Here is a 24,045-nt window from a genome sequence, read left to right as displayed (position 1 = left end):
CATGACGGAGCAAACATGAAACACCCTCAGGTATCACCTGAAGATAAGCCTCCGTACCGCCCCCGTCCATGCCCCCATATGGACCACCGGTGAACAGAAACCGTAGAGGGTTCTGTCGGCAGAATCCCCGACCGAACAGATCATTCGGGTAGGTGATCGGGTGTTGACCGCGCGGCGGTCTCATGTGACGCTCCGAGCACTGGGAGCGCTCCCAAAGCTCGAGTCGACGACGGCACAGGGGTCTCGATGAACGCATTCGCTCCAGCGGTGGCACGCCTGCCGCGCCGGCTCGTCGCGGCCTTCGCCGCGGTCCTCATGATCGGCGTGTGCATCGCCGTCGTGCCCCCGGCGGGGCATGCCTCAGGGCACGCGTCGGGACACGCCTCAGGGCACGCCTCGGGACACCCCTCGGGGCTGGCAGCCACGCCCGCCCGCAGTACCGATTTCGGCGCGGGCTGGAAGTTCGCTCTCGCGAACCCGAGCGGGATCGACGACCCCGGCGGCCGGTACGAGAAGGCACCCGAGCCCGGATTCGACGACTCCATGTGGCGGACGGTGAACGTGCCGCACGACTGGAGCATCGAACTGACCCCCACGGCCGACCCGGGTGCCGGCACCAGTGCGGGGACCGGGTTCCTGCAGGGCGGCCTCGGCTGGTACCGCAAGACCTTCACGCTGCCGTCCTCGGCGGCCGGGAAGCGGATCGGCATCGAGTTCGACGGCGTCTACATGGACTCCGAGGTGTACGTGAACGGGAGCCTGCTCGGCGGGCATCCGTACGGCTACACCGGCTTCGGCTTCGACCTCACCGGCAAGGTGCGCGCCGACGGCCGTACACCCAACGTCATCGCGGTCAAGGTGCGGAACCGCCTGCCGAGCAGCCGCTGGTACTCGGGCAGCGGCATCTACCGGAACGTGAGGCTGACGGCGACCGACCCGGTGCACGTACCGCGCTGGGGGACGTTCGTCACCACACCCGACCTGGAGACCACCATCAAGTCGGGGTACGCGACCGTGCGAGTACGCACCGACATCGCGAACGCGACGGGCGGCACAACGCCCGTAGGCATCGCCACCTCGATCGTGGACGCCCGGGGCAAGGTGGTGGCGCGTGCCCGGTCGAGTGTCACGGCCGGTACGGGGACCTCCCAGCACACCGTCGACCTGCGCGTCCAGCGCCCGGCTCTGTGGTCGTTCGACCGGCCCCACCTCTACACGGCGCGGACGGAGCTGACCATCGCCGGGAAGGCGGTCGACACCTCTTCGACGAGGTTCGGCATCCGGTACTTCCGCATCGACTCCGCCGAGGGCTTCTCACTGAACGGCACGCACACCAAGATCCGTGGCGTCAACCTCCATCACGACCTGGGTGCCCTGGGCGCGGCCACCAACCGCGACGCGCTCGTCCGGCAGCTGAAGATCATGAAGGGCATGGGCGTGAACGCGCTGCGGACCGCGCATAACCCGCCCTCACCCGAGCTGGTCGAGGCCTGCGAGGAGCTCGGCATCGTCATGATGGCCGAGGCGTTCGACACCTGGCAGAACGCCAAGACCACCTACGACTACGCGCGCTTCTTCGAGGCGAACGCCGACGCCGACATCACGGCGATGGTCCAGGCCGCCCGGAACTCGCCCGCCGTCATCATGTGGTCCATCGGCAACGAGATCCGGGGCCAGACGGTGGCGACCGCGGAACGGCTCATCCGCGACGTCAAGGCGGCCGACCCCACCCGGCCCGTGGTGTGGGGCAGCGACAGCTACCGGAGTGTTCCGGCCGATGGGTCCGTCAACGACCGGATCGCCCGTCTCCTGGACGGGGTCGGGCTCAACTACAACACGGCCAAGTCCGTGGACGCACTGCACGCCAAGTACCCGAACACGTTCTTCTTCGAGTCCGAGTCGTCGTCGTCCACCTCCAGCCGCGGGGTCTACCAGGATCCCGAACTCCCCAACACCGGGGAGAACCAGACGCCGGGCAAGCGCGCCACGTCGTCCTATGACAACAACCTCGCGTCCTGGACGATGAGCGGTGAGTACGGCTTGAAGAAGGACCGGGACCGCAAATTCTTCATCGGTGAGTTCCTGTGGTCCGGGTTCGACTACATCGGGGAACCCACCCCCTACTGGAACGACTTCCCCGTCAAGTCGTCGTTCTTCGGCGCCGTCGACACCGCGGGTTTCCCCAAGGACCTCTACTACCTCTTCAAGAGCCAGTGGACGACAAAGCCGATGGTCCACCTGCTGCCGATGAACTGGACCGACCACAAGCGCGGTGAGCAGATCCAGGTCTGGGCATATTCGAACGTCGACACGGTCGAACTGCTCCTCAACGGCAAGTCGCTGGGCGTACGGCGATTCGACACCAAGACGACGACGTACGGCACGAAGTACCTGGAGACGACCGAGCCGAGCGGCGACGATAAGACCTTCCCGTCCGGCAGCTACACCAGCCCGAACGGCAGCACCGGAAAGCTCCACCTGACCTGGAAAGTGCCGTTCGAGCCGGGTTCGCTGGTGGCCGTCGCGAAGCGGGACGGCGTCGAGGTCGCGCGGGACCGGCTCGACACCGCCGGTGCTCCCAGCGCGGTGCGATTGAGCCCGGACCGGAAGGTCGTCACCGCCGACGGACGGTCCCTGGCGTTCGTGACCGCCGAGGTCGTCGACCGCGAGGGCGTGGTGGTCCCCGGCGCGGCCGTCCCGGTCACCGTGCGCGTCAGGGGCGGCGAGCTGGCGGGCCTCGACAGCGGACGGCAGGAGAGTGCCGAGAACTACCGGGCGCCCACGCGGATGACCTTCAGCGGCAAGGCGCTCGCGGTGATCCGGTCGGCGGACCGCGCCGGGCCGATCCGGGTCACCGCCACCGCGCCCGGGCTGCGGACGGGAACCGCGACGATCTCATCCACCCCCGCGCGCGGCGGGACCACTCCCCCGGCGGACCCCGTCACGGCACGCTGGACGCCACCCAGCGTCCCCGCCGCGGACGCGAGCTACTCCGGAACGGCCGCCGCGGTACCCATGGCGATGCTCGACGGGAACCTCGCCACGGGGTGGTCGAACCACTACGTCAAGGAGGCGACGGCGCTCCTGCCGGCGGTGAGCGCCGCCCATGCCGCCGAATGGGTCGCGGTCAACTCGCCGCGTCCACGGCGGATCACCGGCCCGATACGGGCGTACTTCACGGTCGGCGAGGGCCGCGTCCTGCCCGCGACGCTGAACGTGTCGTACTGGGACGGCCGCCGGTACGTCCCCGTGCGGACCCTCCGCGTCACGTGGGCGACGGCTTCGAACGAGCCCACCTTTGTCGCGTTCGACCCCGTCACGACGTCCTCGCTGCGGTTCGACATGACAAGCCCCGCACCGGGCACTGGAAACGGCTTCCTTCAGATAGCCGAACTCCAGGTCCCCTGACTCGCCCACAGGACAGCAAGACCCGCCTACAGCGCGCAGGGGACCGAGACGCCGGCTCTGAAGACCACGGACGGGGACTGTCGGAACTGCGCGGGAACGACACCGCGGCCGGTGCACAGGGCGAAGCGCAGGCCCGTCGCCGTCTCCAGCCACACCCTGCAGCCCGCTGGAGGCGCGTTGTCGAACGAGCCCACCATGCCCGCGACGCGCCTGACCTGGTTGCAGGTCTGGACAGTGATCACGTTGACCGACCCCGTCCAGTTGGGGTTCTGGAACAGCACGAGCCGCCCCACCTTCGCCGGCCCCGCCGCAGCAAACGCTGCGTTCTGCGACATCCCGAACAGCCCGCAGAACGCAGCGGCTATTCCGGCGGTCAGGGAAATTCTGGAAATGCGACCCGGACGGACCGCATTAAGCTTGGTCACCATTTCACACTCCTCTAGAACTTTGTCTGGGAAGTTTACCGACGACCGTCATAGGCTCATCATAAATTCGTCATAACCCGATTGAGTCGACAAGGATCTTTTGAGAATCAAGTCAAGGCGAGCATTCCTCGCGACGTTCCCGGAGTCTCGGCGTGGCCGGAGGGGCGGGTGCTGCGGTACGGAAATTCGGTTTCCCCTGGGGGCGGACGCCGCTAAATTCCATGGGAAGACGATTCGCAGGAGGCTGTAATGAAACTCCTCAGCAGCGTGCGGTCGGATGGCGCCGACCTGGCTCACCTGGCCGCCGAACTCGACATCCCGACGATCGCCGGATTGCAGCACCAGGGCGATGTTTCCGTGATCCCCGCCGCGATGGCGTCGGAAGACCACCGGCATCCGACCACCCGGGTCCCGACCGCCGGCGTCGCCGTGGTCCGCGGGGAGGCGGGCGGCCACACGCACCTCCTGCTCGCCTCCGGTGACGTCCGGTACGACGCTCGCGACGGCGCGGCGAACGACATCATCCTGGGGTCGCTGGAGGTCGGCGAGGGCGCGACCGCGTGGCTTGACCACCCCGAGCACGGCAACACCGGAATCGCCCCCGGGCGGTACGTACTGCGCCGCAAGCGCGAACTGGCGCCGCGCGTCCTCGACCCCGGGGCTCGCCGCAAGCGCGATCAGGCCCGCAAGCAGGCACGCAAGCAGGAGGCCCGGGCGCAGGCAGCCCGTGACCAGGCGGCACGTGAGCAAGCATGGAACGCGACCGTCCGCGTCGTTGCGGACTGACGATGGCGGACCTGCGGCCTGCACACAGCCACGGTCGGCCGCTACCGGCGCCGACCGCGGAGCAACAGGCACTGCTGCCGTCCGTGCGTGAGGAGTGGGTGGGGCACGGGCTGACCGTGGGTCCGGCGGACCGGGCAGCGGCCGAGGCGGGCGTCCAGGACGTCTACCTCGGCGCCGGCCGGCAGCCACCGGAGCACGTGATCTGGCTGGGCTCGCCGATGGCGGGCAGCATCGGTGCCGACATCCGCGCGGGCCGGCTTTCGCTGGTCACCAGGCGGGCGTGGCGGACGCTGCCGGAACCGACCGCCGAGGCCATCGTCGAACGGGTGCCGCAGGACCCTCCGGAAACCGACCTGATCATGCTGGACCCGCTGCCGTCTGACCTCGACGACCTGGAACGGGACCCGCGATGGGGTGGATTGCTGGGCCAGCTCGGCCGTGAGGTGACCGCTGCGGTCGAGACAGGGCTGGGCAAGTCTGTCGGCGCGGCCGTCGACCAGGTGGCTGCGACCTGGCAGGACGCGCAGCAGCTTCCCGAAGTGACGGCGCTGCCCCGGCTGGGCGCCTTCCGCCCGCGGATGCTGCGGCAGCTCGCCCGGCTCGCCTTCCTCCAACGGTGCGGTGTCTGGGAACCAGACCGCCACAGCCGTGGTCTGCTCCAGGTGGGACGGTCGTCCGGGGAGTGGTGGCCGATGCGCAACAGCGTGATCCTCACCGAACGCCCCACCGAACTGCACCAGGACGCCCAAGGCCGGCTCCATCATCCAAGCGGACCGGCGGTGCGGTACCCCGACGGCTGGTGCCTGTGGGCGTGGCACGGCGTCACCATGCCGCGCGAGATCGTCGAAGACGACGTCCCGATCGCCCGCGCGGTGTCGCTGCGCAACTCAGAGCAGCGGCGCTGCGCCGTGGAGATGCTGGCCGGGCGGGCCGGCTGGCGTCAGGTGGCCGGCCAGGCAGGATGGCCACAGGTCGGTCAGGAGGCACCCGACCCGGGCAACCCCGGACAGGTCCTCAGTCTCTGGTGTGTCGAGGAGGTGTACGACGACCACCTGCACCTGCTGCTGATGACCAACGGGACGGTGGAACGTGACGGCACCCGCCGGGAGTTCGGTGAGCTGGTACCCGGCTGGATCCGGGACCCGGTGCAGGCCGCCGCCTGGCAGATCGGTCTCACCCCCAGGCAGTACCGCCAGACCGTCCGGCGGACCTGAGCCACCTCAGAGAATCAGTTCCCTGACGTCACGCGCCGCGAAGGCGATCTTTGAGCTGAGCCAGGTAGAGGGAGGCGGGATCCAGCCCCGCCCCGGTGGTCCCCTCCACATGGCCGATCCGGTCGGTGTACCAGTTCTTCCCGGTGACGACGCCGGTGGTGCCGATCGCGAAGTTCTGGGCGGTCGGCGGGGTCTGCACGCACAGTTGCTTGTTGTTGTCGACCGTGCAGTTCCACGTCACGCTGTTCACCGAGGACCAGCCGTGCTGATGCTCTTCGCCCTTGTCCCCGCGATTGTGCAGGGCCAGGACCCACGGGTTGTCGCTTTGATTCGACAGTTCCTGGATGTTGTCGTACAGGAGCCCCTGACTCCACTTCTGGTGGCCCCCGGACTCGTTGAGCCCGTTCTTGCTGATCCCGTTCAGCCACACGTTGCCCGAGCAGGTGCTCTGCCCTGTGGCGATGAAGGCGTGCCGGGCGTTGACGGCCTCCAGGTCGCGGAAGAGGACCTGCTGGGCCATGCCGGCGGCGCAGAAGTTGTACCGCTTCCTGCCTTCGATCCTCGAGCGGGGCTGGAGGGCCTCGACCTGCTGAACGGTGACCCGCGTGCTGCGCTGCACCCAGACGCCGGAGACCGAGAAGTGCAGCAGCCTGGCGTCCTTGACCCACGCGTCCTCGGCCCGGCTGATGAAGATGCAGCTCTCCGGGTGGTTCTCGTTGTCGTCCGGCGTCGGATCGCCCATGTCGATGCGGAGGTTCTCCACGCCGACGTTGCGGACGAGCCCGTCCTGGTTCCAGACGTAGACGGAGCACTGGGACAGGGACCGGCGCAGATCGTTGAAGACGGGGGCGCAGATGATGATGTCGTTGCCGACCTTCTCCTTGATGTACCGGTTGTACCGGATGGGCAGCGAGCCGGGGGCCCAGGGGTCCCCCTTCACCATGCCCCCACCGCCGATCGCGTCGGTCCACTCCTGCGTGTGCGGGTGTTCAATGATGATGTTGTCGCCGACCTTCAGGTTGGTCGTCGACGCCAGCGTGAGCTTCCGCTCCCCCGCCTTGACCAGGCTGGAGGTGACAGCGGTCTCGGTGCCGGCCACCTTCGATGCCGGCTCCTCCCAGCCGCCGCTCGTACCGCCGACCCACAAGACAGTGGTCCCGGCCGCGGCGGTACCGGTGATGACCGTGTTGGACGCCGGGTCGGACCACCTGCCCACACCCCGCAGCACGACCCCGTCGCGCTTCATCTTGATGACGCCGGACACCGGGTAGTGCCCGGCCTTGAGGAGCAGCGCCCCCCGGAAACCGTTGGCGCCGATCTTCATCGCGCCGACCTCGTCGAGCGCTGCCTGGATGTGCGCCGTGTTGTCACGGCCGTCGCTGAGTGGGCTGATCTCCTTGACGACGGGGACGTGGGGGAGCGGCTCCTCGCCGTTGCGGTAGCCGGCCCAGCTGAAGTCCGGAATCTTCTTGCCGCGGGAATCCGCCGCGTAAACGAGCCGTCCATCGGTGCCGGGGTAGACGAGCTTGGAGCTCCAGGAGTCGGCATGAACGGGGGACGGTGCGAAGGTGTCTTGGGCCAGGGACGCGGTCATGCCCGCGACCACGGCACCCCCGCCGATCTTCAACAGGCTGCGGCGCGACAAGGATCCGGGCACAGGGGGTCTCCTCGAACGGGGTGATGAATGTCGGGAACTGCTCGACCTGATTCGAGATTCCTCGAAGGCGGTTGGGAACCGGTTGGGATCCGGCTGCGGCCCGAATCTGTCGGTAACGCCGGCGCGGCTTTCGACACGTAGGGGGTGTCCCCTCACTGAAGGAGAGTCACGTGCGACATGGGAAGTCTGGCCGTTGGATCTTCGATGGATGATCGCAAGGCCAGGTTCGAGGCGATGTACGCCGCGACGTACGAGCCGATCCTGGGATACGTGTTGCGGCGCTGCTCCTCGCCGGAGGACGCGGCCGATGTCGTCGCGGAGACCTTCACCATCGCTTGGAGGCGGTTGGAGGAGATTCCGGCCGGTGACAGGGCGCGGCTGTGGCTGTACGGCACCGCGCGGCGGGTGCTGGCCAACCACTGGCGGGCCGAGACGCAGCGGCGACGGCGGACCACGAGCCTGCGCCACGACCTGCGGGACGAGATCGCCGCGGTCGGTGCGGATCCCGTCGACACCTCGGCCCTCGGCCAGGCGTTCCGGGAACTGTCCGACGACGACCGCGAGTTGCTCGGTCTCGTCGCCTGGGAGGGGCTGGACCACTCCGCCATCGCCGCCGTCCTCGGCTGCTCGCCAGGCGCCGCGCGTGTCCGGCTGCATCGGGCGCGCAAGCGCCTGGCCCGTGCGCTGCGCTCAGCGGAGAACGACGTGAAGCCTGCGGTCACGAACCGATCCATCAGCGAGCGAAGGTCTCTGACATGAAGTCTCATCCCACCGACGACCTGGTGCGTACGATGTCCCGCGTTCGCGACGAGTCCCTGCGCGGGTACGCCGACCGGCCGGCCGCGCGGAATCTGCTGGACGAGGTCACGGCCATCGCGCCACCCGACGATCTCCACCAGGGGACCGCACCGTCGGCCCGGGCCGCGGACCGCACCGTGTCACAGCGCCGGTTCCGGCCGTCCCGGACGGGCGTACGGCTCATCGCCGTCGGCGCGCTCGCCGCGGTCATGGCGATCGGGACGACCCTCGTGCAGACCTCTGGCGGGCCTGGCGATGACGGGCGGTCTCCCTCGGTACTGCCGGACATCCAGTTGGGGTCGGTCGCCGAGGCGTCGGAGGTACTGGACCGGGCCGCCGCGGCCGCCAAGACCCGGCCATTCGCCGCGCCCAAGCCCCAGCAGTGGATCTACATCAAGCTCCGCCACACGACGCCGGTCGAGCCGGGCGGAATAGCGTTCGGCGGCCCGTACAGGACCGACGACTGGGAGAGCTGGCGGCGGGCTGACGGCAAGCAGTGGGCCTCTTACCGGAACGGCAAGCTCGTGATCGACCGCGAGCAGGTGGGGAACCATCCTCGATGGGTCAGATTCAACCCCCTTCCCACCGATCCCGACGCGCTGTTGCGGAAGCTCCGCAAGGCGGAGCCGGGGGGCGGCGACGGATTGGTGTTCGAGACGTTGGTCACCATCCTGAGTGAGAACGTCCATCCTCCCAAGACCGAGGCAGCGATCTTCCAGGCCATGAAGCGGATCCGCGGCGTGACCCTGGTCAAGGGACGGGTCGACGCGGCCGGCCGACCGGCGATCGCCCTTGGATGGACCGAGGACTGGGCGCACGAGGAGATCCTGCTCGACCCCAAGACCTACACCTACCTCGGGGCGCGCGGCATCGCGATCAAGGACCACAGGTCGGGGCCGGGCCTGGTGAGGAAGGGGACCTTGCAGGGCCTCAGTGTCCGTCTCGCCGCCGCGATCGTCGACGAGCCCGGCCAGCGCTCCTGACCGGCACACCATGTGGCCGCCGAAGCGCCCCTTCGGCGGCCCGCCGGTGCTGATGCTCGACCATCTGCGCGAGCAGGCCGCGCAAATCAAAATGGCGCCCCGACCATAAGTCACGTGTTCTTCCACACTGTTCATCGCCAGTTCGCGACACGTGCATGATACGTCGGTGATACGCGACCCGCAGGGCGGGTCGCTTTACTTGCTACAAGTGATCCCGCATATCGGAGACGGGATCGTAGCGAAGGGATGAAAGCCCCATGAGAAAAGGCGCCAAGCGCCTGATCGGCACACTGGCCCTGACCGGCGGAATCGGCGTGGCGGCCCTGGCTTCCACTACGCCCGCTCAGGCGGAGAGCTGTTTCTGGGAAAAGGCAGGCCAGAAGGGTTCAAGCAAGTGCTTCCGGGATAATGTCCAGGACTTCCGGGGCATGACGTTCCCTAACGGCAAGCCCATGAGCTCGGCCTCCTCCTGGCAGAACAAGAACACGGTGTTGAACGAGTACGCCTACAGCGACCCGAACTACGGCGGGCAAGAGCAGGAACTCGAAGACGAGACTTCGGGCAACCTCGACAAGGGGATCAACAACACCCTCGGCTCCTTCGACGCCAACTGACGCGCTCATTGCAAGGTGATCGCGTGAACGCCGGGTCCGGGCATCTGGTGACAACGGACGCCCGGACCCGGCATTCGGACGATGACTCGACGAAGGAGTGGGTGATGCGAAGGAAACCGCCCGTGCAGAGTGGGGCCGTGCTCAGCCTCTGCCTGGCTCTAGCCGGATGCACGGGATCTCCGACCGACGGCGGGAAGGAGCCTCCCGCCCATGTCCTGAACATCCGTGACATCAACGCCCTCACACTGCCGTTGGATGCGTATTCACCAACTCGAGCGCAACGGCGGTCCATTCAGGTGGCCAAGAAGGCTCTCATGACACGCTGCCTGGAAGGCTTGGGACTCAAGGCCGATCTGCCCAATCCCCGGAACACTCCATTTCAGCCGAACACGCGCCGCTATGGCATCGCCGAAGAGGCACGAGCCGGGACATTCGGCTACAGCGCTCCGGAAATAAGCAAGCGGCCTCGCCAGCCCGGCCTCTCTCCGGAAGTCGAGCGGGCCGTCTTCGGAAAGGGATCACCGACGGTCCGGGGGAAGAAGATCCCGGACGGCGGTTGTGAGGGCAAGGCCGATCAGATGCTCGGCGCGGGAATCCCGGACCCGAAACCAGATCTAACGGCGGTCGGGAGGCTGGGGGTCGCGACGCTCGAACGGTCCGCCCGGGACAGCCGGGTGCGAGCGGTGTTCGCCAAGTGGAGCGCATGCATGAAGAGATCCGGTTTCAACTACTCCACGCCGGTGGACGCGAACAGCGACCGGGCGTTCATCGACAGCAGGACGCACGACGTCACGAAACGTGAGACCGCTACGGCGCTCGCCGATGTGAGGTGTAAGAAGGAAACGAATCTCATCAATGTCTGGGCCGGCGTCGAAACTGCCTATCAAAAGATCGCGATCGCTCAGAACAAGCCCGTGCTCACCTCCGTACGGAAGGTTCTCGATACGCGAATCAGGAATGCGGCCAAGGCCAGCGATCAGCCCTGAGCCTCTTTCGTTCGGAGGGCGTCCGGCCAGCCCTTGATCGATGTCCCGCGTACCAGCAGTCCGACAAGGTCGTTGCGGGAGATCAGCTTCCCGATCGTGGCGCCTTGCGCGAGGACCTGGCGCTTCAGCGTGCTGTTCTCGTTCTTGAGCCGGGTGATCAGGGCATCGCGGGGATCGGGGACGTGGCCATCGGGGGACTCCCCGGCCGGTCGCTGCCGACGAGCGCGGCGAAGGCCGATGTGGTCGGCACCGACTCGGGAGCTGAGTCCGAGGCGGAGACCGGGGTCGGACGCCAGGATCGCCTGATGCAGGCGGGTGAGCTCCTGCGACGGCTCCAAGCCGAGCTCGGCCACGAGCGTGTCGCGCCCCCGCCGGTAGGTCTCCAGCGCTTCGGCCTGCCGTCCCGCCCGGTGCAGAGCCAGCATGAGCTGGGCTCGTGGTCCTTCACGCAGCGGATATCTGGAGACCTGAGCGGTCAGCTCTCCGATGAGATCCCGGTCCTCCCCCGCGGCCAGGCGGGTTGCCGCGTACTCCTGCTGAGCGACGAGACGGAACTCCTCCAGCCGGGCCGCCTCCGCCTCGAAGTACGGTCCGCGTACGTCAGCGAGGGCGGGGCCGTGCCACAGCTCCAGAGCGTTGGCCAGTTCACGACCGGCTTTGTCCAGATCCCCGGCCTCGGTCGCGCGCCGGGCATCGGCGACCAATCGCCTGAAGATCTGCGCGTCCACACGCTCCGGATCGATGCGGAGCCGATAGCCGCCCGGGTCGGTGACGATCCCCGACTCGTCATCCAGGGCCCGGCGCAGCCATGACACCTGCCGTCGCACCTGCGCCTCCGCCGTCGCGGGCGGGTCCTCCCACAGGGCGTCGATCAGAAGGGAACGCTGCACCATCCTGTTCGAATGCAGCGCGAGCATCGCGAGCAACGCACGTTGGAGCCTCCCCCTCAGCCGCAGTTCTCTGCCTCCCGCCGACAGCTCGATCGGCCCCAGAATCCGAATTTCCGTACCGCTGCCTGACAACTGTCCTCCCCGTCATGGCATCAGCCAAAGCCGTGCCAGTGCCACATCCCCGATGTGTCGTTCGTCGCGGACCGCGGCATGACGGATCGGAGCGCGGGGAACTCCGCCGCATCAGGTGGGACGCCCCGTCGGCCCGCCAGATCCGACACACGAAACCTCACCCCGGCGACCGATCGATACTGTCGTCACGGTGCAAGGTATGTCACCCAAAGGTTTATCGATCCTGTACTCGGCCTGATCGTCCACGACCGCGCCCCACCGACACATCCGGCTGAATTCTGCGATCGATCGCTATGCATGGCATGGACAGCAAGCGTGCTGACCACATGTGTTCGCCAAGTCAGGTGACACGCCGGTCGATGATGCTGAGCTGGCCGTAGACGACGTACTCGTCGATCCGCTGCTCGGCCTCGCCGAACCCGCTCGACAGCTCGATCTCGAAGTCGCCGGCCAGGGGGTCCTCGGGGCGGTCCGACTCGCGCTTGACTCGACCTCTACCCGGGATGATCGCCCGCCTCAGACCAGGTCGAGCCCGCCGTCCTTGATCCGCCGAGCGAACGCCTCCCAGTCGGCAGCCCCGAACACCAGCCGAGGCCCCTCAGGATCCCTCGAATCCCGCACCGCGACCCCGCCACCAAGATCGGCCAACTCCACGCACGCGCCGCCCGATGAGTCACTGCGACTGCTCTTGCGCCAGCGGATGGGAGGGTGAATTTGTCCCGTCACATCTCCTCCATGACATTTCTGACGAAGCGCACCGAATCTTCTGCCGAGAGGGCAGCCGACCGCGCCTGATCGAAGATTACGGCAAGTTCGTCCACATCGTGACGGTCGTCGAGAAGCCGCCCGTGGCCCCCCGCCGCATCGACGAATCCCATGTCCGGCTCATCCTCAAAGCTCAACAGGACGATATCGCCCGCGTGGAACACGGGCGCCTCGGCCGGGATGACCTGCAACGTCACGTGAGGCTGCATGGCAAGATCAAGAAGTCGCTGCAGCTGACCCCGCATAACCTCTCTTCCCGCAGCGATGCTGCGTATCACAACCTCGCTGATGACGATGAGCAGCCATGGCGGCTCTTCCTGCGCAAGTACTTCCTGCCGCGCCATCCTCGCTGCGAAGAGCTCTTCGAACTTGTCGGGGCGACGGCCCTCCGTCAGCACTCTTGTGGCGTAATCCCCCGTCTGAACCAGCCCAGGGATCAACAACGGCCCGTAGATCTTGATGTACGTCGCCTTCCGTTCAGCCTTGACGAACGGACGAAACCCTGGCGGCAGGACCTGGAGCCGATCCACATCCTGGATCCATCCCCACAATCGGAGAAAAGTCCCATTCGTCCTAAAGAACGTGTCGCAGTCCTTGGCAAAATCCTCCGACGACTCACTCTTGCCCGCTTCGATCTGGCCGATCCACTGGGGCGTATAACCCAGCTGTTCAGCGAGCTTCGGCCTAGTCAGCCCAGCCGCCTCGCGACAAGCGCGCAGCTCAGTCCCGAAGTATTCGGTTGGCGATTGTGGGACACCAGGGTCACGGGGGCGACGGGGCATCGGACACTCCGCTGATTCGAAACCGGGGGCAGTTTCTAACGACCGACGTGGGCTTTCTGACGGTGGGCTTCTTGCTCTTTCCGAGCGTACGGCGATCACAGCAAGCTTGTGGCTCGTAACCGAGAGTTTCCGACCCCATGAGGCTCGCCACGCGATGGACACCCACACAAACCCTGATGACCAGGCACTCACCAGGCTTCGCACCGACTTCCCCGGTCATCGCATCTGGCGAGCGACCCGGTACGACGGCCTCCCGGGCGACTGGATCGGGACCCTCCACGACGACTCGGCAGGCATCGACCCGACCGTGATCCGCGACAGCGCCGCCGACCTGCGGCAGGCGCTCGACGCCGAACGCGGACGGAGGACCCGGTGATGACGCTCCTGCGACGCCACCGGAAGGAGCCGCGCCGCTGGAGTGCGCGGCTCCGCTGGGGGAGGAAGGGCCGCGCGGCCGGTGAGAGTCCCCCCGAGCACACCGTTCGCGCGGCCTCTTCCCCGACCGTTCACCTGGACCGCCTCGCCGACGCGCTCGCCCGCAAGGGTCTACCGACACTCCCCCGCTACGAAGACGACCCCCAGAGGTTGCGCGTCTACATCCCCTCCGCCACGCACATCGGCGAGACGATCGCCGTCGATCCCGGCCCTAGCCCGGACGAGTGGTGGTACCGAACGAGCACCGGCATCCTGATCGGACCTCATAGTGACCTGGCTGCCGCAGCAGAGACGATCGCGCTCCTCCTCGGACCGTGGTTGCCAGCCGCGTGGGGCATCGCCCCGGACCAAGCGATGACGGTGTCGGAGGTACGGCGGCGCTTCCCAGGTGTCTCCTGCTGGTGGGGCATCTATTCGCAGCAGTGGTGGGCCCTCATTCCGCGCGGGGCCTCCTCGCGTCTGGTCAGCGCGATCACCCTGGACGCCCTCGCGCGTGCCATCTCCAGGGCCCGCCCACGCCATTGAGATTCGCTCTGCGCGCGGCCGGGATGTCCCCGCCTCCCGGCCGCGCGGTCACTAGTCGGCCGACAGATCAGGGCCTTCTTACGCCCGCGCCCCTTCGCCGGATGCCGCCAACCCTTGAGGTCGTCTTCCGAGAACTGATATTGGCTGCACTGATCACCCAGGAAAGCCTGGGAACTCCTCGGCGGGCACGCCGTCCCACTTCGAGAGAGTTGCTTGCCGCTGGAGCGCCCGAATGGATGCGGCTTTGATGGTGGTCAGGCGACCCGCCAGGTGCGGTCGCCCAAGGTGGCAACGAGATCGTGGTGGCCGCCGAGGGCGGCGACGTAGTCGCGGACCACATCGATGCCGGATACCTCACCATGCTCGATCTTGGAGATGCGCGCTTGGCTCACACCGAGGATGTCGGCAAGTTCGGCTTGGGTGATTCCAGCCGCCTTGCGGATCTCAGCGAGCTGGAAACCACGGACATACGCTTCGCGCCGTTCACCAGTTCCTCCGGAGGATGCCCTGGCCTTCAAGCCGGGGAGGAATCCGGGCCCCGGTAGGGGGCGGCCCGGCGGAGCCGGGGCGGTTCTGAGCGCGTAGCGCGGTGGGTGTGGTGGGCATCTATCTGTTCCTTCGGTGGTCGGGTGTGGTTTCGGGGTGGGTGGTGTAGGCGTAACCGTCTGCTCGTTGCAGGAGCCGGACATGCCGGTGGCCGATGCCTGCCATGCGGCCGTGTCGGGTGTGGATGTCGAAGTAGCCCCTGTCGCGGACGGCGACGCGTCCGGTGTGGGTTCCGGCCTTCTTGCCGGTCGGGACGACCGCGCGGACCAGGTCGCCGGTCTGGAACCCGTGCAACACCTTCGTGCGGGGCCGTGTCAAGCGCGGGAACCCGTACCGGTCCGGAGTCGTGCGGGCATGCGATCCGCGCCCCGAACATCCCGCGACAAGCACCCGCCCGACGACTTGGGTGATGGTCTCCAGGTCACCGACGGCCAGGGCGTCCAGGGTGTGGGTCTTGGGCAGACCCGCCAGGGTGCGGTTCCACTTGGTGCGGCCGCCTGAGGCGGTCCGGGTGGGCAGGCGCTGCCCGAGCGCGTCGGTCAGGGCCGCTCGGGTGGAGTTGACAGCGGCGGCGTCCTTCAGTGGCGCCCTGGCCTGCGCCAGGATCGCCGCCAGCATCTGCGGTTTGGTGGCCAGGAACTCGGCCACGGGCCGGTTGGACTTGGTCTGGTTGCAGGGGATGCAAGCCAGCGTCAGGTTCGACACCCGATCCGACCCGCCCTTGGCTCTGGGGTGGATGTGGTCGATGTTCAGCGGCACGTTCTCCGCGCCGCAGTAGGCGCAGGACCGCCCCCACTTGGCCAGCAGATACTCGCGGATCTCGTAGCCGTGCAAGGTGCCCTGCTGGTATTCCACGCCTTCCAGCGGTCCGCCGACGGCGAGCGCGTGGGTGTCGAACGCGACGCGCTCGACGTGGACAGCGGTGACCGGTGCCCAGCGGGTGAGCCGGTCCACCCACGACACCGTGGTGTCCACGCGGTGCTTGAGGGACGGCGGCAGCCACCCCTTCGGCCGGGTCCGGTTGTCGAACCGGGGCGGCCGGTAACGCAGGTTCCGGGATCGTCGGCCACGCCGGTACGCCGCGCGTCGTTCCATCTTCTTGCCGATGGTGGCGCCGCGGTGGTCGAGCTGGATGCTGTAGCGGCCGCGCCGCTCCCCGCCCCGGGCGGTGAACACCGCGATCCCTGTGTGCTTGGACCCCGGGTCGACCCCGAGCTCAACCCCGTCCACCTGACAGGTGGCGGCGGTGCGGTCTTTCAACCGGATGACGAACGGTGTGTGCCGGTGCACCACCGCCCGGCCCTTGCGCAGCAACTCCCGCGCGCGGGCCGGGTGGCACGGTTGCAGCGGGGTGCCGTGCTTGTCGAGCACGAACACCGACGGATGACAGACAGACAGATGACGGGCAGATGGGTGCCGCTCACGCGGCTTCTCCCCAACCCGTGAGGGGTTGGGGGTGACGCCGCCGCCGTCAGGTGAAACGGCGGTGGTCTCTCCTCGCCCATGTCCCGCCCCGGGTACCACCCCAGGGTGATGTCCGGCTCCCGTTTCGTGCCTGCTCCCAGGCATGTCTGCTGAACCAGATTCCAGAGTCCCGCGCTGGAGAAGCACGCGAGAGTGGGTCTGCGATCCTGAACGGAACGTAGCCAACAAAGTCACCTCCTTGAAACGTGTTGGCTCGGGCTGGTCAAACAAGGCCCACCCCGACTAGCGGGACAAGGCCCCGGCCTTCAGGCCGGGGAGCGTTTGACGGGCGCGGTTTCTCCGGCGGCACGTTCGACATCACTGCGCCGGTCAAGCGCAGCAGCCTTTGCCTCCACCTCGGACCACTTGCTATATCCGACACCCATCACCCCTCCTCTTTCTCCTTCAGCGTGATCAGATGCTCGGTGAACCGCTCATCAGCCACGATCTCCGCGCGGTCGTCATGCCCCCGCCACCCGGGGCGGGCGTCGCGGCGTCGCGACCCGCACGCGTCGCCGGTGAGGCGCGGAGCGCCCACGTTCTGTCAGAGGTCGGTGACAGTGTGGAATCGAGGGTATCCACGGCAGGAGGGACCATGGCGGTGAAGCACACCATCACTCTCATCGACGAGGGCGACGCCTGGCTCGCACGGCGTAGGAGAAGTGTGAGTCGAAGACCCCACGTCGGCTGACTATGAACTCGGAGCGCTCATGCCCAGCGACCACTATCCGACGCTCCACCCTGATGAGGTCCGGCTTGTCGGCGAGGACGGCAAGCCTATGCAGTGCTTCGTACTGCTGTTCAACCCCTACTCAGGAAGGGATATGTCGGCGGTGTACGCGGCCATGAGCGCTGACCCGCCGGCGGGCTGTCACTGGCAAGACGATCGACACCATCCTCGCCTCTACTGCGCACGACCTGGGACGGACCGGTTCAGAGCCATCGCCGAGGTCGTCCGGGAGGCCAGGGAACGGTACAGAGTGAGCAGCGAGCTCAACGATCTCGGGTTCGAGAAACTCTGGGAGTGGTTCGGGGGCGAAGACCAAGGACGAGAGATGGTGGCGCACCTGCTCCTGATGGCCGTCCACCGCGCAGAACTCGTCGGCATCAGGCCAGAAGAGCTGCACTCCTTCCTCGATGCGGTAGCTGCGCCTCTGGCGGCGGAACGGCCTTGATGGTCGGCGGGCGAACGCGACTCTTCGGGCGGCGGGGAGCGGGGCGGCCGTTGAAATGGCGGGGTCCGGCCGGTGTCGGCCACTAGCCTCGTTTCCCGTGGCACACCAGGATTCTTTTCTCGACTCGTTCACCGCCTGGGCCGTGGAATCTGGGCACGGCGGCTCAGTGGACGCCGTTCGGGTCCTGTCCGCGCTGGCCGACGACCATCTGGCGCGGGGGCTGGCCGAGCTCACGCCGGACGACCTCGAGGAACTGCTGCTCGAGGCGTGCCCCCGGGAGCTGGTGATCATTGAGCCGGACGAGGAACTTCCCGCGGTGTCGGCGGCCGTGGCGGACGTCATCTCCTTTCTGGGCGCGACCGGCCGGATCGGGGACGAGGACGCCGGGCGGCTGCGGACGGCGCTGGATCGGGTGCGCCCGCGGTTGGAGATGACCGTCATGAATCCACAGCTCTGGAGCAGTTCCAAGTCCGTGCTCCAGACGGCCGCAGCGGGGCGGCACGAGGTCGGCGCGGTGCAGCGGCGGGAGGTGGCGGACCTCGACAGGTACTCGGATGAGATCGCCGTCGCCTTCGGTGGGCGACGGGTCGCGATCGTTCCCGCCTCGGGGCCCGAGGAGGTGGCTCCGCCCATTCCTCCGGTGCGGATGGCTCCGCTCGCTGAGCTGGCCGACGCCGTCAGGGCGGCCCCCTTGGCGGCCACGCTGATCGGCATGCTCGACTGGATCGGCGTCTCGGAAGGGATCACCGAGCATGACGTGTTGCCGCCGAGGGCCGCGCTGGAGCTGGTCGCGCATCTCGGGCTTGCCGAACCGCCTCCCGGCGAGCTCGTTGACGCGGCCAAACTTCCCGAGTTGCACCGGCTCTGGGTGATCGCACTGGACAGCGGCCTGCTTGAGATCGATGACGACGAACGAGCGGTGCACTGCGGCGATCTGGTGCTGGAGGACGGAGACGACGCCGACACATTGGAGTCATGGGAAGAGGTGATCCTCAGCCTGATCGATCCGGAGCTTCCCGTGCCGGAACGCGATCGCCCGGCCCTGGAGGCGTCGAGGTCGTTGCTCCTGTTGCTGTTCAACCGGCGTGAGCCGACGACGCCCGGCGAAGCCGAGGAACAGCTGCGGGACAGGGGGCTCACCGCCGGCACACGAGCGATCGAGCACGCCGCAGAAATGCTGGGATTGGCCGGGCTGGTCGAACGGGCGGGCTCGGCGCTCGTCCTCACACCGCTGGGGCTCTGGGCGGGGCGCGTGCTGCTCCAGCGTGTCGCGCAATTCCCCGTCCCCATTCTTGGTTCGCTTTCCGGGGTCGACGCCGCGACGCTGATTTACGGGATGCGCGCGTACGACGAGGCGGAACGCCAGGAGGAGTTGTCCGGCTGGCTGAACGGCCGGAGCGCCGACGACGCGGCCAAGGAGATCGCTCAGGCCCTCGGCGAGGCCAGCCCGCTGGCCCGTGCGGTGGGCGTGACGATGCTCATCGACGATCTCGGGCCGGCGGGCAGGGCGGCGCTCGCGTCGCTGGAGGGCGACCCGCGTATCGCCGGCGTAGCCTCACTCCGCCTGGCCGATCGCGGCGAACAGACCGAGTTCATGCCCGGCCACGCGGACGGCGCCTGGGTCCTGGCGGACATGGCCGCCGCCGGTATCGAGCTCGGCGGCCACCCGGGGACCCTCCTCCCTGCCTTCGCCCACGACACCGATCCGGCCGAGGCCGCCGATCTGGTGACGGCGGTGTCCTACGCCGACCACCCATGGCGGGAACGGATCATGTCGGCCCTGATCGACCATCCTGCGCCGGCGGTGGTGAGGGCCGTTCAGGCGGCCCACCGACGGCGTCAGGGTCTATCCGAGGAACGGCCCGGAGCCCGGGGCCGCACACCCAAGAAGCCGAAGAAGAAGGGCAAGAACGCAGGGTCGCGTAAGAAGCGCCGCTGACGCGGCGCCATTTGCTGCCGACTTGTCCTGTTTGTGCGGGTAGAGTGACTCGCCCTGATGGTGACGAGTCGAGGGGACAGCGACGTTGACCGTTCCTTCCCCCGGCGGGTCGACGGTCCGCACGGAACGTTCGGTCTTGGCGATCACTCACACGGTGACGTCGACGACCCGCCTGCTGGATGTGCTGGCGACGTTCGACGGGGACCACCGGCTCCAGCTCTTTCTCACGACGGCCCCCGGAGCGACCGCCCCGGATGGGGTGGACGAATTCCTCGCCGACCTCCAAGTCAAGGCGATCTCATGGAAAGAGGCCACAGGAAGGGAATTCGATCTCGCTCTCGCGGCGGCCAGCAGCGGCCCCTTGCACGAGATAAATGCGCCACTTATAACACTTCCACATGGCGCTGGATACAATAAATACTTGAAAGCAGAAAGCAGAAAGCAGAAAGCAGAAAGCAGAAAGCGGCCTACGGGTTGAGTCGTGATCAGTTGCTTCACGACGGCGAGGTCGTGCCCTCGGTCGTGGTCCTCTCTCACGCGGAGCAACTGGAACGGCTCGGCGAGGAGTGCCCCGAGGCGCTGGACAGGGCGCTGGTCGCGGGGGACATCTGCTTCGACCGGCTCGTGGCGAGTCTCCCGTGGCGGGAGGACTATCGCGCGGCGCTGGGCCTGCGGCCCGGGCAGCGTCTGGTCGTCGTCACCTCGACCTGGGGGCCGAGATCGTTGCTGGGCGAGGATCCCGGGCTGATCGCGCGGCTGATCGCCGACCTGCCGGTGGACGAGTACCTCGTGGCGGCGGTCATCCATCCGAACGTGTGGCACGGCCACAGCCCTTGGCAGGTGCGGGCATGGCTGGCGGACTGCCGCCGTGCGGGCCTGGTGGTGGTTCCGCCGCGCGAAGGCTGGCGCGCCGCGCTGGTCGCGTCCGACCTTGTGATCGGTGACCACGGGTCCGTCGCGTTGTACGGAGCGGCGCTCGGGCGGCCGGTGGTGTTCGCACGTTTCCCGGCGGACGCGGTGGATCCCCGGACCGCCCTGTCCGAACTGGCGCGTCATGCGGCGGTGATCGATGACCGTCCGCTGGCAGAGCAGGTCGATTCCGCCATCGCCATGCACGATCCGCGGACAGGGGCGCACGTCGCGGACGGGGTGTTCGCCGTTCAGGGACGCGCGGCCGAGATCCTCCGGGCGAACATGTACCGGCTGATGCGTCTCGATCCCCCTCCGGCCCCAGTCCGGACGTCGCCGGTGCCGCCGTGCGGCCCCGAGCCGCGGCCGTGGGCGGACGCCGAGCGACCGGCGCTGCTCGCCACGGTGACGATCACGCGGTCACCGGGGCGTGCGGATTTCCTCGTCGAACGTTTTCCGGCTGAGATGGCCGATCTGCGCGCGGCGCCGTTGCGCGCCAACCGGCACCTGGTGGTGGACGGCACCGAGACCGACCATCGGCTCCGGGGGCTGGCCGACGTCGTCGTCCAGCGGGCCGGCGCCCGCGCCTTCCCGGCGTTCGACGATCGGGACGTCATGGTGGCCGAGACCCGCGAGGACGGCGTGTGCCGGCTACGGCTTCCCGGTGGCGGCGTGCTGAGGCTTCGGGCGGACACGGCGATCGAACCGAGTGTGCCGAGGCTTCGGGTGGACATTGCGATCGATCCGGGCGTTCTGGCCTCCGCGATCTACGCCTGGACTGCCGAAGGGCACTCCATCGCCGCACTGCCCGCGACGCTGAGCACTAGCTTGGGCCGGGTCGAGTTCCCGTTCACCTGGGAGCACGTCTCAGGCTGAGTCCCTGAGCTCGTCGGCTCTGGGACTGCCGACCTCGTCGTACGCGGCGATCGCCGCCGCGCGCAGCTCCGCGGCATGCGCCGGGTCGTTCATCATCGCCGCCACGTGTGCCAGCGACTCGTAGATCTCCCCCACCTGGTACGTACGGTCCTCCGCACGCATGATCTCAAGAGCCGTCCCAAGGGCCGCCGCGGCAGGCTCGGCGCGTTCCGCCCTCAGGTGTGCCCTGCCGACGGTGATCAGCGTTCGGCCCCGGTTGTAGGGGTCCGGGATGCCCTCGAAGATCTCCTGCGCCCGGTCGAGGCAGCGGACGGCGTCGTCCGCCCGGCCCAGCGCCAGGTACGTACGGCCGAGATGGTGCAGGTTGATCCCGACGCCACGGATCCGGCCATGCGTTTCTTCCAGCTCCTTGGACTGCTGGAAGAACGGCAGCGCCTCCCCCGGCTCACCGGCGTCCAGGTGGGCACGTCCGATGAACTCCAGCGTCGTCGCCCGGTCGAGCGGGTCGGTCACCACTTCGAGCGTCCCGGCGAGCACGTCATGCGCCTCGGCGAACCGGCGCGTCTCGTACAGCGCCCGCCCGAGCTGAATCCCCATCCGGAATCGCGCCTCGGCATCATCAAGTCGCTCGGCGGCGCGCAGCCCGATCTGATGCGTCTCGATCCACTGGTCGTAGTGCTTGAGCGAGAGGTAGAAGCCCCACAGCGCCTCGCACAACTGCCAGGCGAGGTCATGCCAGCCGCGGTCTTCGGCGGCGTACACCATCGCGCACAGGTTCTGGTGCTCGGCCCGCAACCAGCCGAGCCCGCGCTTTACGCCTTCCGGTCCCGATCCGTACGGCGACGGGCGGCCACGCAGCTCCCGGAAAACCGGTCCGGTCGTCGGCCTGTGCGAGTTGACGGCGAGATCTGCCTCAGCGGCTGCCCGCAGGTACCACTCCACCGCGTTGCGAACGGCGGCGTCGCGGTGCTCGGCGGTCTCCTCGTGTTCCGCCCTGTTTCGTGCGTGCACGCGAATCAGGTCATGGAAGACGAAGCGACCGGCCTCGTCGTCCAGAAGATGGCGGTTCACGAGCTCGTCGAGGAGCGCGTCCGCCTCCGCTTCCGTACAACCCAGCAGGGCCGCGGCGGCGCCCGTTCCGAAGACCACCCTCGGGCCCCTGCCCGCCCTTGGCGTGGGAGTCGGCCGGTCACCCGCCCCGGGATGCAGGCTCAGCATCCGGTACGCCCGCCGCACCTCGTCAGGCATCGCCCCGTACACCTCGTCGCCGACCACGCGCACGGCCCACTCCCCTTCCGGAACCCGGCGCGGGTCTCGGTGGGCGGCCTCCAATCTGGTGGCGAGGTCGGCCAGGCCCAGGTTGCGACGGGTCTTCAGCCTGCCCGCCGCGAGCCGGATCGCCAGCGGCCAGCCGCCGCAGACGCGCAGAAGCGCCCGGGCGCCGTCGATCTCCCGGTCGACCCGCTCGCTCCCGATCAGCGAACGCAGCAGATCGAGACTGACCCCTTCCGAGAGCTCACGCAGCAGGATCACCTCGGCGTTCTGCCGTCCTGCCAGGTCGGCGACCTCGGTCAGCTCACCACCTGTAGTCACGAACACGACGCTGTCCGGGGACGCGGGCAGAAGGCGTTCCACCTCGGTCGCCAGACGCGCGTTGTCGAGCAGAAGGAACACCCTGCGGCGCGCCAGCCGGGACCGGAGCAACGCCAGCCGCCCCTGATCCGAACGCGGCAGGTGCTCCCCCGAGATCCCGAGCTGTTCGAGCAGATAGGTCACCGTCTCGCCGATGCCACCGCCCATGCCGCGCCGCGAGAGACCGCCGAGATCGGAGTAGAGGAGGCCATCAGGGAACCGGTCGCGTTCCAGGGTCGCCCAGTGCACCGCCATCGCGGTCTTCCCGACCCCGCTCAGCCCGGCCACGATCACCACCATCGGCTCACCGGCGTGGCGCTTCACACTCACGGCTTCGGTGATCTGCCGCAGCAACGGCTCCCGGTCATGGAACTGGTTCGCGGCCGGGGGCAACGCGGACGGTGGCTCCTCCCGTACGGCACCCGGCGTGGTGTAGACGTTCATCACCTCAACGCGATGCGCCTGGACCACGTTGCGGGCTTCACCCTCATATCGGTTCCCGTCCCCGGCCTGGTGATGGTCTTCGCCAGCCACTTCGGCACCGCCCGCAAGGTCGTGATCCGCAAGTCCGCCCAGTCGCAAGCCGGAGTGTGCCAGGGCCTCGCAGCGAGCGCCAACGCCGCAGCTCATGACCCCACCGCCGAAGGCGCCCCGGAGGCCACGGCCACATTCACACGTTCCTTGAAGTCGTTGCCCGTCACATCGCGACGTTCCATTGCCTTGGCTCCCGCAGCCGATCCGTGCTGAACTGTGGTGTGCCTGATCCAATGACCGTCGCCATCGCCACCGCCATGGCGGGCAAGGCCGTCGAGGTCGCGAGCGAGCCGGTACGCGCGGCCGTCGCGGAGATCTCGCGCCGCGTCCGCGAACGCTTCCGCGGCGAGCCGACCGAAGAGAACGTCCAGCGTGTCCTCGACGAGGATCCCGAGTTCCGCGCCGAGCTCGAGGCGATCTGGAGCAGCGCCCAGACGCAGGCCACCGCGACAGCCGACGGCGTCGTCAACGTCTTCAACGGCCCCGCCGAGAAGAGCATCCAGCTCCGCGACGTCCACGGCGACTTCAACATCACCTAGGTGTGCTCGTCCTGGGCCGAGTCGGCGCGAC

The 24,045-nt window shown here is 68.0% G+C and carries 24 protein-coding genes and 1 pseudogene; 15 read left to right on the top strand and 10 right to left on the bottom strand.

The annotated features are described in order from the left end of the window. Nucleotides 1–246: 246 nt before the first annotated feature. Nucleotides 247–3,408, top strand: a complete 3,162-nt coding sequence (locus ACH34W_RS18560) for a glycoside hydrolase family 2 TIM barrel-domain containing protein (RefSeq protein ID WP_395962152.1) — start codon at nucleotides 247–249, stop codon at nucleotides 3,406–3,408. A 26-nt stretch (nucleotides 3,409–3,434) separates the two neighbouring features. Here ACH34W_RS18560 and ACH34W_RS18555 read toward each other — a convergent pair whose 3' ends face one another. After that, on the bottom strand, nucleotides 3,435–3,836 hold the full coding sequence (locus tag ACH34W_RS18555) for a hypothetical protein (RefSeq protein WP_395962151.1): 402 nt from the start codon (nucleotides 3,834–3,836) through the stop codon (nucleotides 3,435–3,437). Between the two features lie 246 nt (nucleotides 3,837–4,082). Between ACH34W_RS18555 and ACH34W_RS18550 the strand changes: the two genes are divergently transcribed. Continuing rightward, nucleotides 4,083–4,619, top strand: coding sequence for a hypothetical protein (locus ACH34W_RS18550; RefSeq protein ID WP_395962150.1), 537 nt, complete (start codon nucleotides 4,083–4,085; stop codon nucleotides 4,617–4,619). A 2-nt stretch (nucleotides 4,620–4,621) separates the two neighbouring features. After that, nucleotides 4,622–5,833 (top strand): DUF6745 domain-containing protein, encoded by a 1,212-nt coding sequence (locus tag ACH34W_RS18545; RefSeq protein WP_395962149.1) that lies wholly within the window; start codon nucleotides 4,622–4,624, stop codon nucleotides 5,831–5,833. Nucleotides 5,834–5,861: 28 nt separating this feature from the next. Here ACH34W_RS18545 and ACH34W_RS18540 read toward each other — a convergent pair whose 3' ends face one another. Further along, nucleotides 5,862–7,490, bottom strand: coding sequence for a hypothetical protein (locus ACH34W_RS18540; RefSeq protein WP_395962148.1), 1,629 nt, complete (start codon nucleotides 7,488–7,490; stop codon nucleotides 5,862–5,864). Between the two features lie 204 nt (nucleotides 7,491–7,694). On the opposite strand from ACH34W_RS18540, the gene ACH34W_RS18535 reads away from it, so the two are divergent. From ACH34W_RS18535 to ACH34W_RS18520, 4 genes are all read left to right on the top strand, one after another. After that, a complete protein-coding gene (locus tag ACH34W_RS18535; protein ID WP_395962147.1) occupies nucleotides 7,695–8,249 on the top strand; it encodes an RNA polymerase sigma factor in 555 nt (184 codons plus the stop codon). Continuing rightward, on the top strand, nucleotides 8,246–9,271 hold the full coding sequence (locus ACH34W_RS18530) for a CU044_5270 family protein (RefSeq protein WP_395962146.1): 1,026 nt from the start codon (nucleotides 8,246–8,248) through the stop codon (nucleotides 9,269–9,271). Before ACH34W_RS18535 ends, ACH34W_RS18530 begins: the two co-directional genes overlap by 4 nt. A 257-nt stretch (nucleotides 9,272–9,528) precedes the next feature. Next, a complete protein-coding gene (locus ACH34W_RS18525; protein WP_395962145.1) occupies nucleotides 9,529–9,885 on the top strand; it encodes a hypothetical protein in 357 nt (118 codons plus the stop codon). A gap of 23 nt (nucleotides 9,886–9,908) precedes the next feature. Beyond that, nucleotides 9,909–10,871 carry a hypothetical protein gene (locus tag ACH34W_RS18520; protein WP_395962144.1) on the top strand — a complete coding sequence of 321 codons (963 nt, stop codon included), beginning with the start codon at nucleotides 9,909–9,911 and terminating at the stop codon, nucleotides 10,869–10,871. Here ACH34W_RS18520 and ACH34W_RS18515 read toward each other — a convergent pair. From ACH34W_RS18515 to ACH34W_RS18500, 4 genes and pseudogenes are all read right to left on the bottom strand, one after another. Then, nucleotides 10,862–11,797: a BTAD domain-containing putative transcriptional regulator gene (locus ACH34W_RS18515; RefSeq protein ID WP_395962143.1), complete on the bottom strand. Its 936-nt coding sequence runs from the start codon at nucleotides 11,795–11,797 to the stop codon at nucleotides 10,862–10,864. The two genes, ACH34W_RS18520 and ACH34W_RS18515, sit on opposite strands and share 10 nt — an antisense overlap. A 612-nt stretch (nucleotides 11,798–12,409) precedes the next feature. Beyond that, complete coding sequence (locus ACH34W_RS18510) at nucleotides 12,410–12,619, bottom strand: DUF397 domain-containing protein (RefSeq protein WP_395962142.1); 210 nt, start codon at nucleotides 12,617–12,619, stop codon at nucleotides 12,410–12,412. Then, the gene (locus ACH34W_RS18505; RefSeq protein WP_395962239.1) at nucleotides 12,616–13,188 is read right to left on the bottom strand and encodes a DUF5753 domain-containing protein; all 573 of its coding nucleotides are present in this window, start codon (nucleotides 13,186–13,188) and stop codon (nucleotides 12,616–12,618) included. The genes ACH34W_RS18510 and ACH34W_RS18505 overlap by 4 nt, the downstream gene beginning before the upstream one ends. Nucleotides 13,189–13,233: 45 nt before the next feature. Continuing rightward, a pseudogene (locus ACH34W_RS18500) lies at nucleotides 13,234–13,440 on the bottom strand (helix-turn-helix domain-containing protein); the annotation flags it as partial. 154 nt (nucleotides 13,441–13,594) lie between these two features. Between ACH34W_RS18500 and ACH34W_RS18495 the strand changes: the two are divergent. Both ACH34W_RS18495 and ACH34W_RS18490 read left to right on the top strand, forming a co-directional pair. Further along, on the top strand, nucleotides 13,595–13,816 hold the full coding sequence (locus tag ACH34W_RS18495; protein ID WP_395962141.1) for a hypothetical protein: 222 nt from the start codon (nucleotides 13,595–13,597) through the stop codon (nucleotides 13,814–13,816). Beyond that, entirely contained in the window at nucleotides 13,816–14,400 is a 585-nt protein-coding gene (locus tag ACH34W_RS18490; protein WP_395962140.1) for a hypothetical protein, read from the top strand. The genes ACH34W_RS18495 and ACH34W_RS18490 overlap by 1 nt, the downstream gene beginning before the upstream one ends. Nucleotides 14,401–14,654: 254 nt before the next feature. Here ACH34W_RS18490 and ACH34W_RS18485 read toward each other — a convergent pair whose 3' ends face one another. The 3 genes from ACH34W_RS18485 to ACH34W_RS18475 form a co-directional block, all read right to left on the bottom strand. Further along, nucleotides 14,655–15,089: a helix-turn-helix domain-containing protein gene (locus ACH34W_RS18485; protein WP_395962139.1), complete on the bottom strand. Its 435-nt coding sequence runs from the start codon at nucleotides 15,087–15,089 to the stop codon at nucleotides 14,655–14,657. Then, the gene (gene iscB, locus ACH34W_RS18480; RefSeq protein WP_395962138.1) at nucleotides 15,007–16,323 is read right to left on the bottom strand and encodes an RNA-guided endonuclease IscB; all 1,317 of its coding nucleotides are present in this window, start codon (nucleotides 16,321–16,323) and stop codon (nucleotides 15,007–15,009) included. The genes ACH34W_RS18485 and iscB overlap by 83 nt, the downstream gene beginning before the upstream one ends. A 472-nt stretch (nucleotides 16,324–16,795) precedes the next feature. Next, nucleotides 16,796–16,948 (bottom strand): hypothetical protein, encoded by a 153-nt coding sequence (locus ACH34W_RS18475; RefSeq protein ID WP_395962137.1) that lies wholly within the window; start codon nucleotides 16,946–16,948, stop codon nucleotides 16,796–16,798. Nucleotides 16,949–17,120: 172 nt separating this feature from the next. On the opposite strand from ACH34W_RS18475, the gene ACH34W_RS18470 reads away from it, so the two are divergent. From ACH34W_RS18470 to ACH34W_RS18455, 4 genes are all read left to right on the top strand, one after another. After that, the gene (locus tag ACH34W_RS18470; RefSeq protein ID WP_395962136.1) at nucleotides 17,121–17,585 is read left to right on the top strand and encodes a hypothetical protein; all 465 of its coding nucleotides are present in this window, start codon (nucleotides 17,121–17,123) and stop codon (nucleotides 17,583–17,585) included. A 97-nt stretch (nucleotides 17,586–17,682) separates the two neighbouring features. After that, nucleotides 17,683–19,524 (top strand): hypothetical protein, encoded by a 1,842-nt coding sequence (locus tag ACH34W_RS18465; RefSeq protein WP_395962135.1) that lies wholly within the window; start codon nucleotides 17,683–17,685, stop codon nucleotides 19,522–19,524. Nucleotides 19,525–19,660: 136 nt separating this feature from the next. Beyond that, on the top strand, nucleotides 19,661–20,002 hold the full coding sequence (locus tag ACH34W_RS18460) for a hypothetical protein (protein WP_395962134.1): 342 nt from the start codon (nucleotides 19,661–19,663) through the stop codon (nucleotides 20,000–20,002). Then, nucleotides 19,999–21,309, top strand: coding sequence for a hypothetical protein (locus tag ACH34W_RS18455; protein ID WP_395962133.1), 1,311 nt, complete (start codon nucleotides 19,999–20,001; stop codon nucleotides 21,307–21,309). Before ACH34W_RS18460 ends, ACH34W_RS18455 begins: the two co-directional genes overlap by 4 nt. On the opposite strand, the gene ACH34W_RS18450 is transcribed toward ACH34W_RS18455, so the two are convergent. Next, nucleotides 21,301–23,385, bottom strand: a complete 2,085-nt coding sequence (locus ACH34W_RS18450; protein ID WP_395962132.1) for a tetratricopeptide repeat protein — start codon at nucleotides 23,383–23,385, stop codon at nucleotides 21,301–21,303. The two genes, ACH34W_RS18455 and ACH34W_RS18450, sit on opposite strands and share 9 nt — an antisense overlap. 12 nt (nucleotides 23,386–23,397) lie before the next feature. Between ACH34W_RS18450 and ACH34W_RS18445 the strand changes: the two genes are divergently transcribed. Together ACH34W_RS18445 and ACH34W_RS18440 are read left to right on the top strand one after the other, a co-directional pair. Then, nucleotides 23,398–23,688 (top strand): hypothetical protein, encoded by a 291-nt coding sequence (locus ACH34W_RS18445; RefSeq protein WP_395962131.1) that lies wholly within the window; start codon nucleotides 23,398–23,400, stop codon nucleotides 23,686–23,688. 20 nt (nucleotides 23,689–23,708) lie between these two features. Beyond that, nucleotides 23,709–24,014 (top strand): hypothetical protein, encoded by a 306-nt coding sequence (locus tag ACH34W_RS18440; RefSeq protein ID WP_395962130.1) that lies wholly within the window; start codon nucleotides 23,709–23,711, stop codon nucleotides 24,012–24,014. The last annotated feature ends 31 nt before the right edge of the window (nucleotides 24,015–24,045 follow it).

The organism is Actinomadura sp. 6N118 (assembly GCF_044326415.1).
In the GTDB taxonomy this organism is placed as follows: domain Bacteria; phylum Actinomycetota; class Actinomycetes; order Streptosporangiales; family Streptosporangiaceae; genus Spirillospora.
The sequence above is the reverse complement of the archived record's forward strand: the minus strand, read 5'-3'. Positions and strand labels throughout refer to the sequence as shown.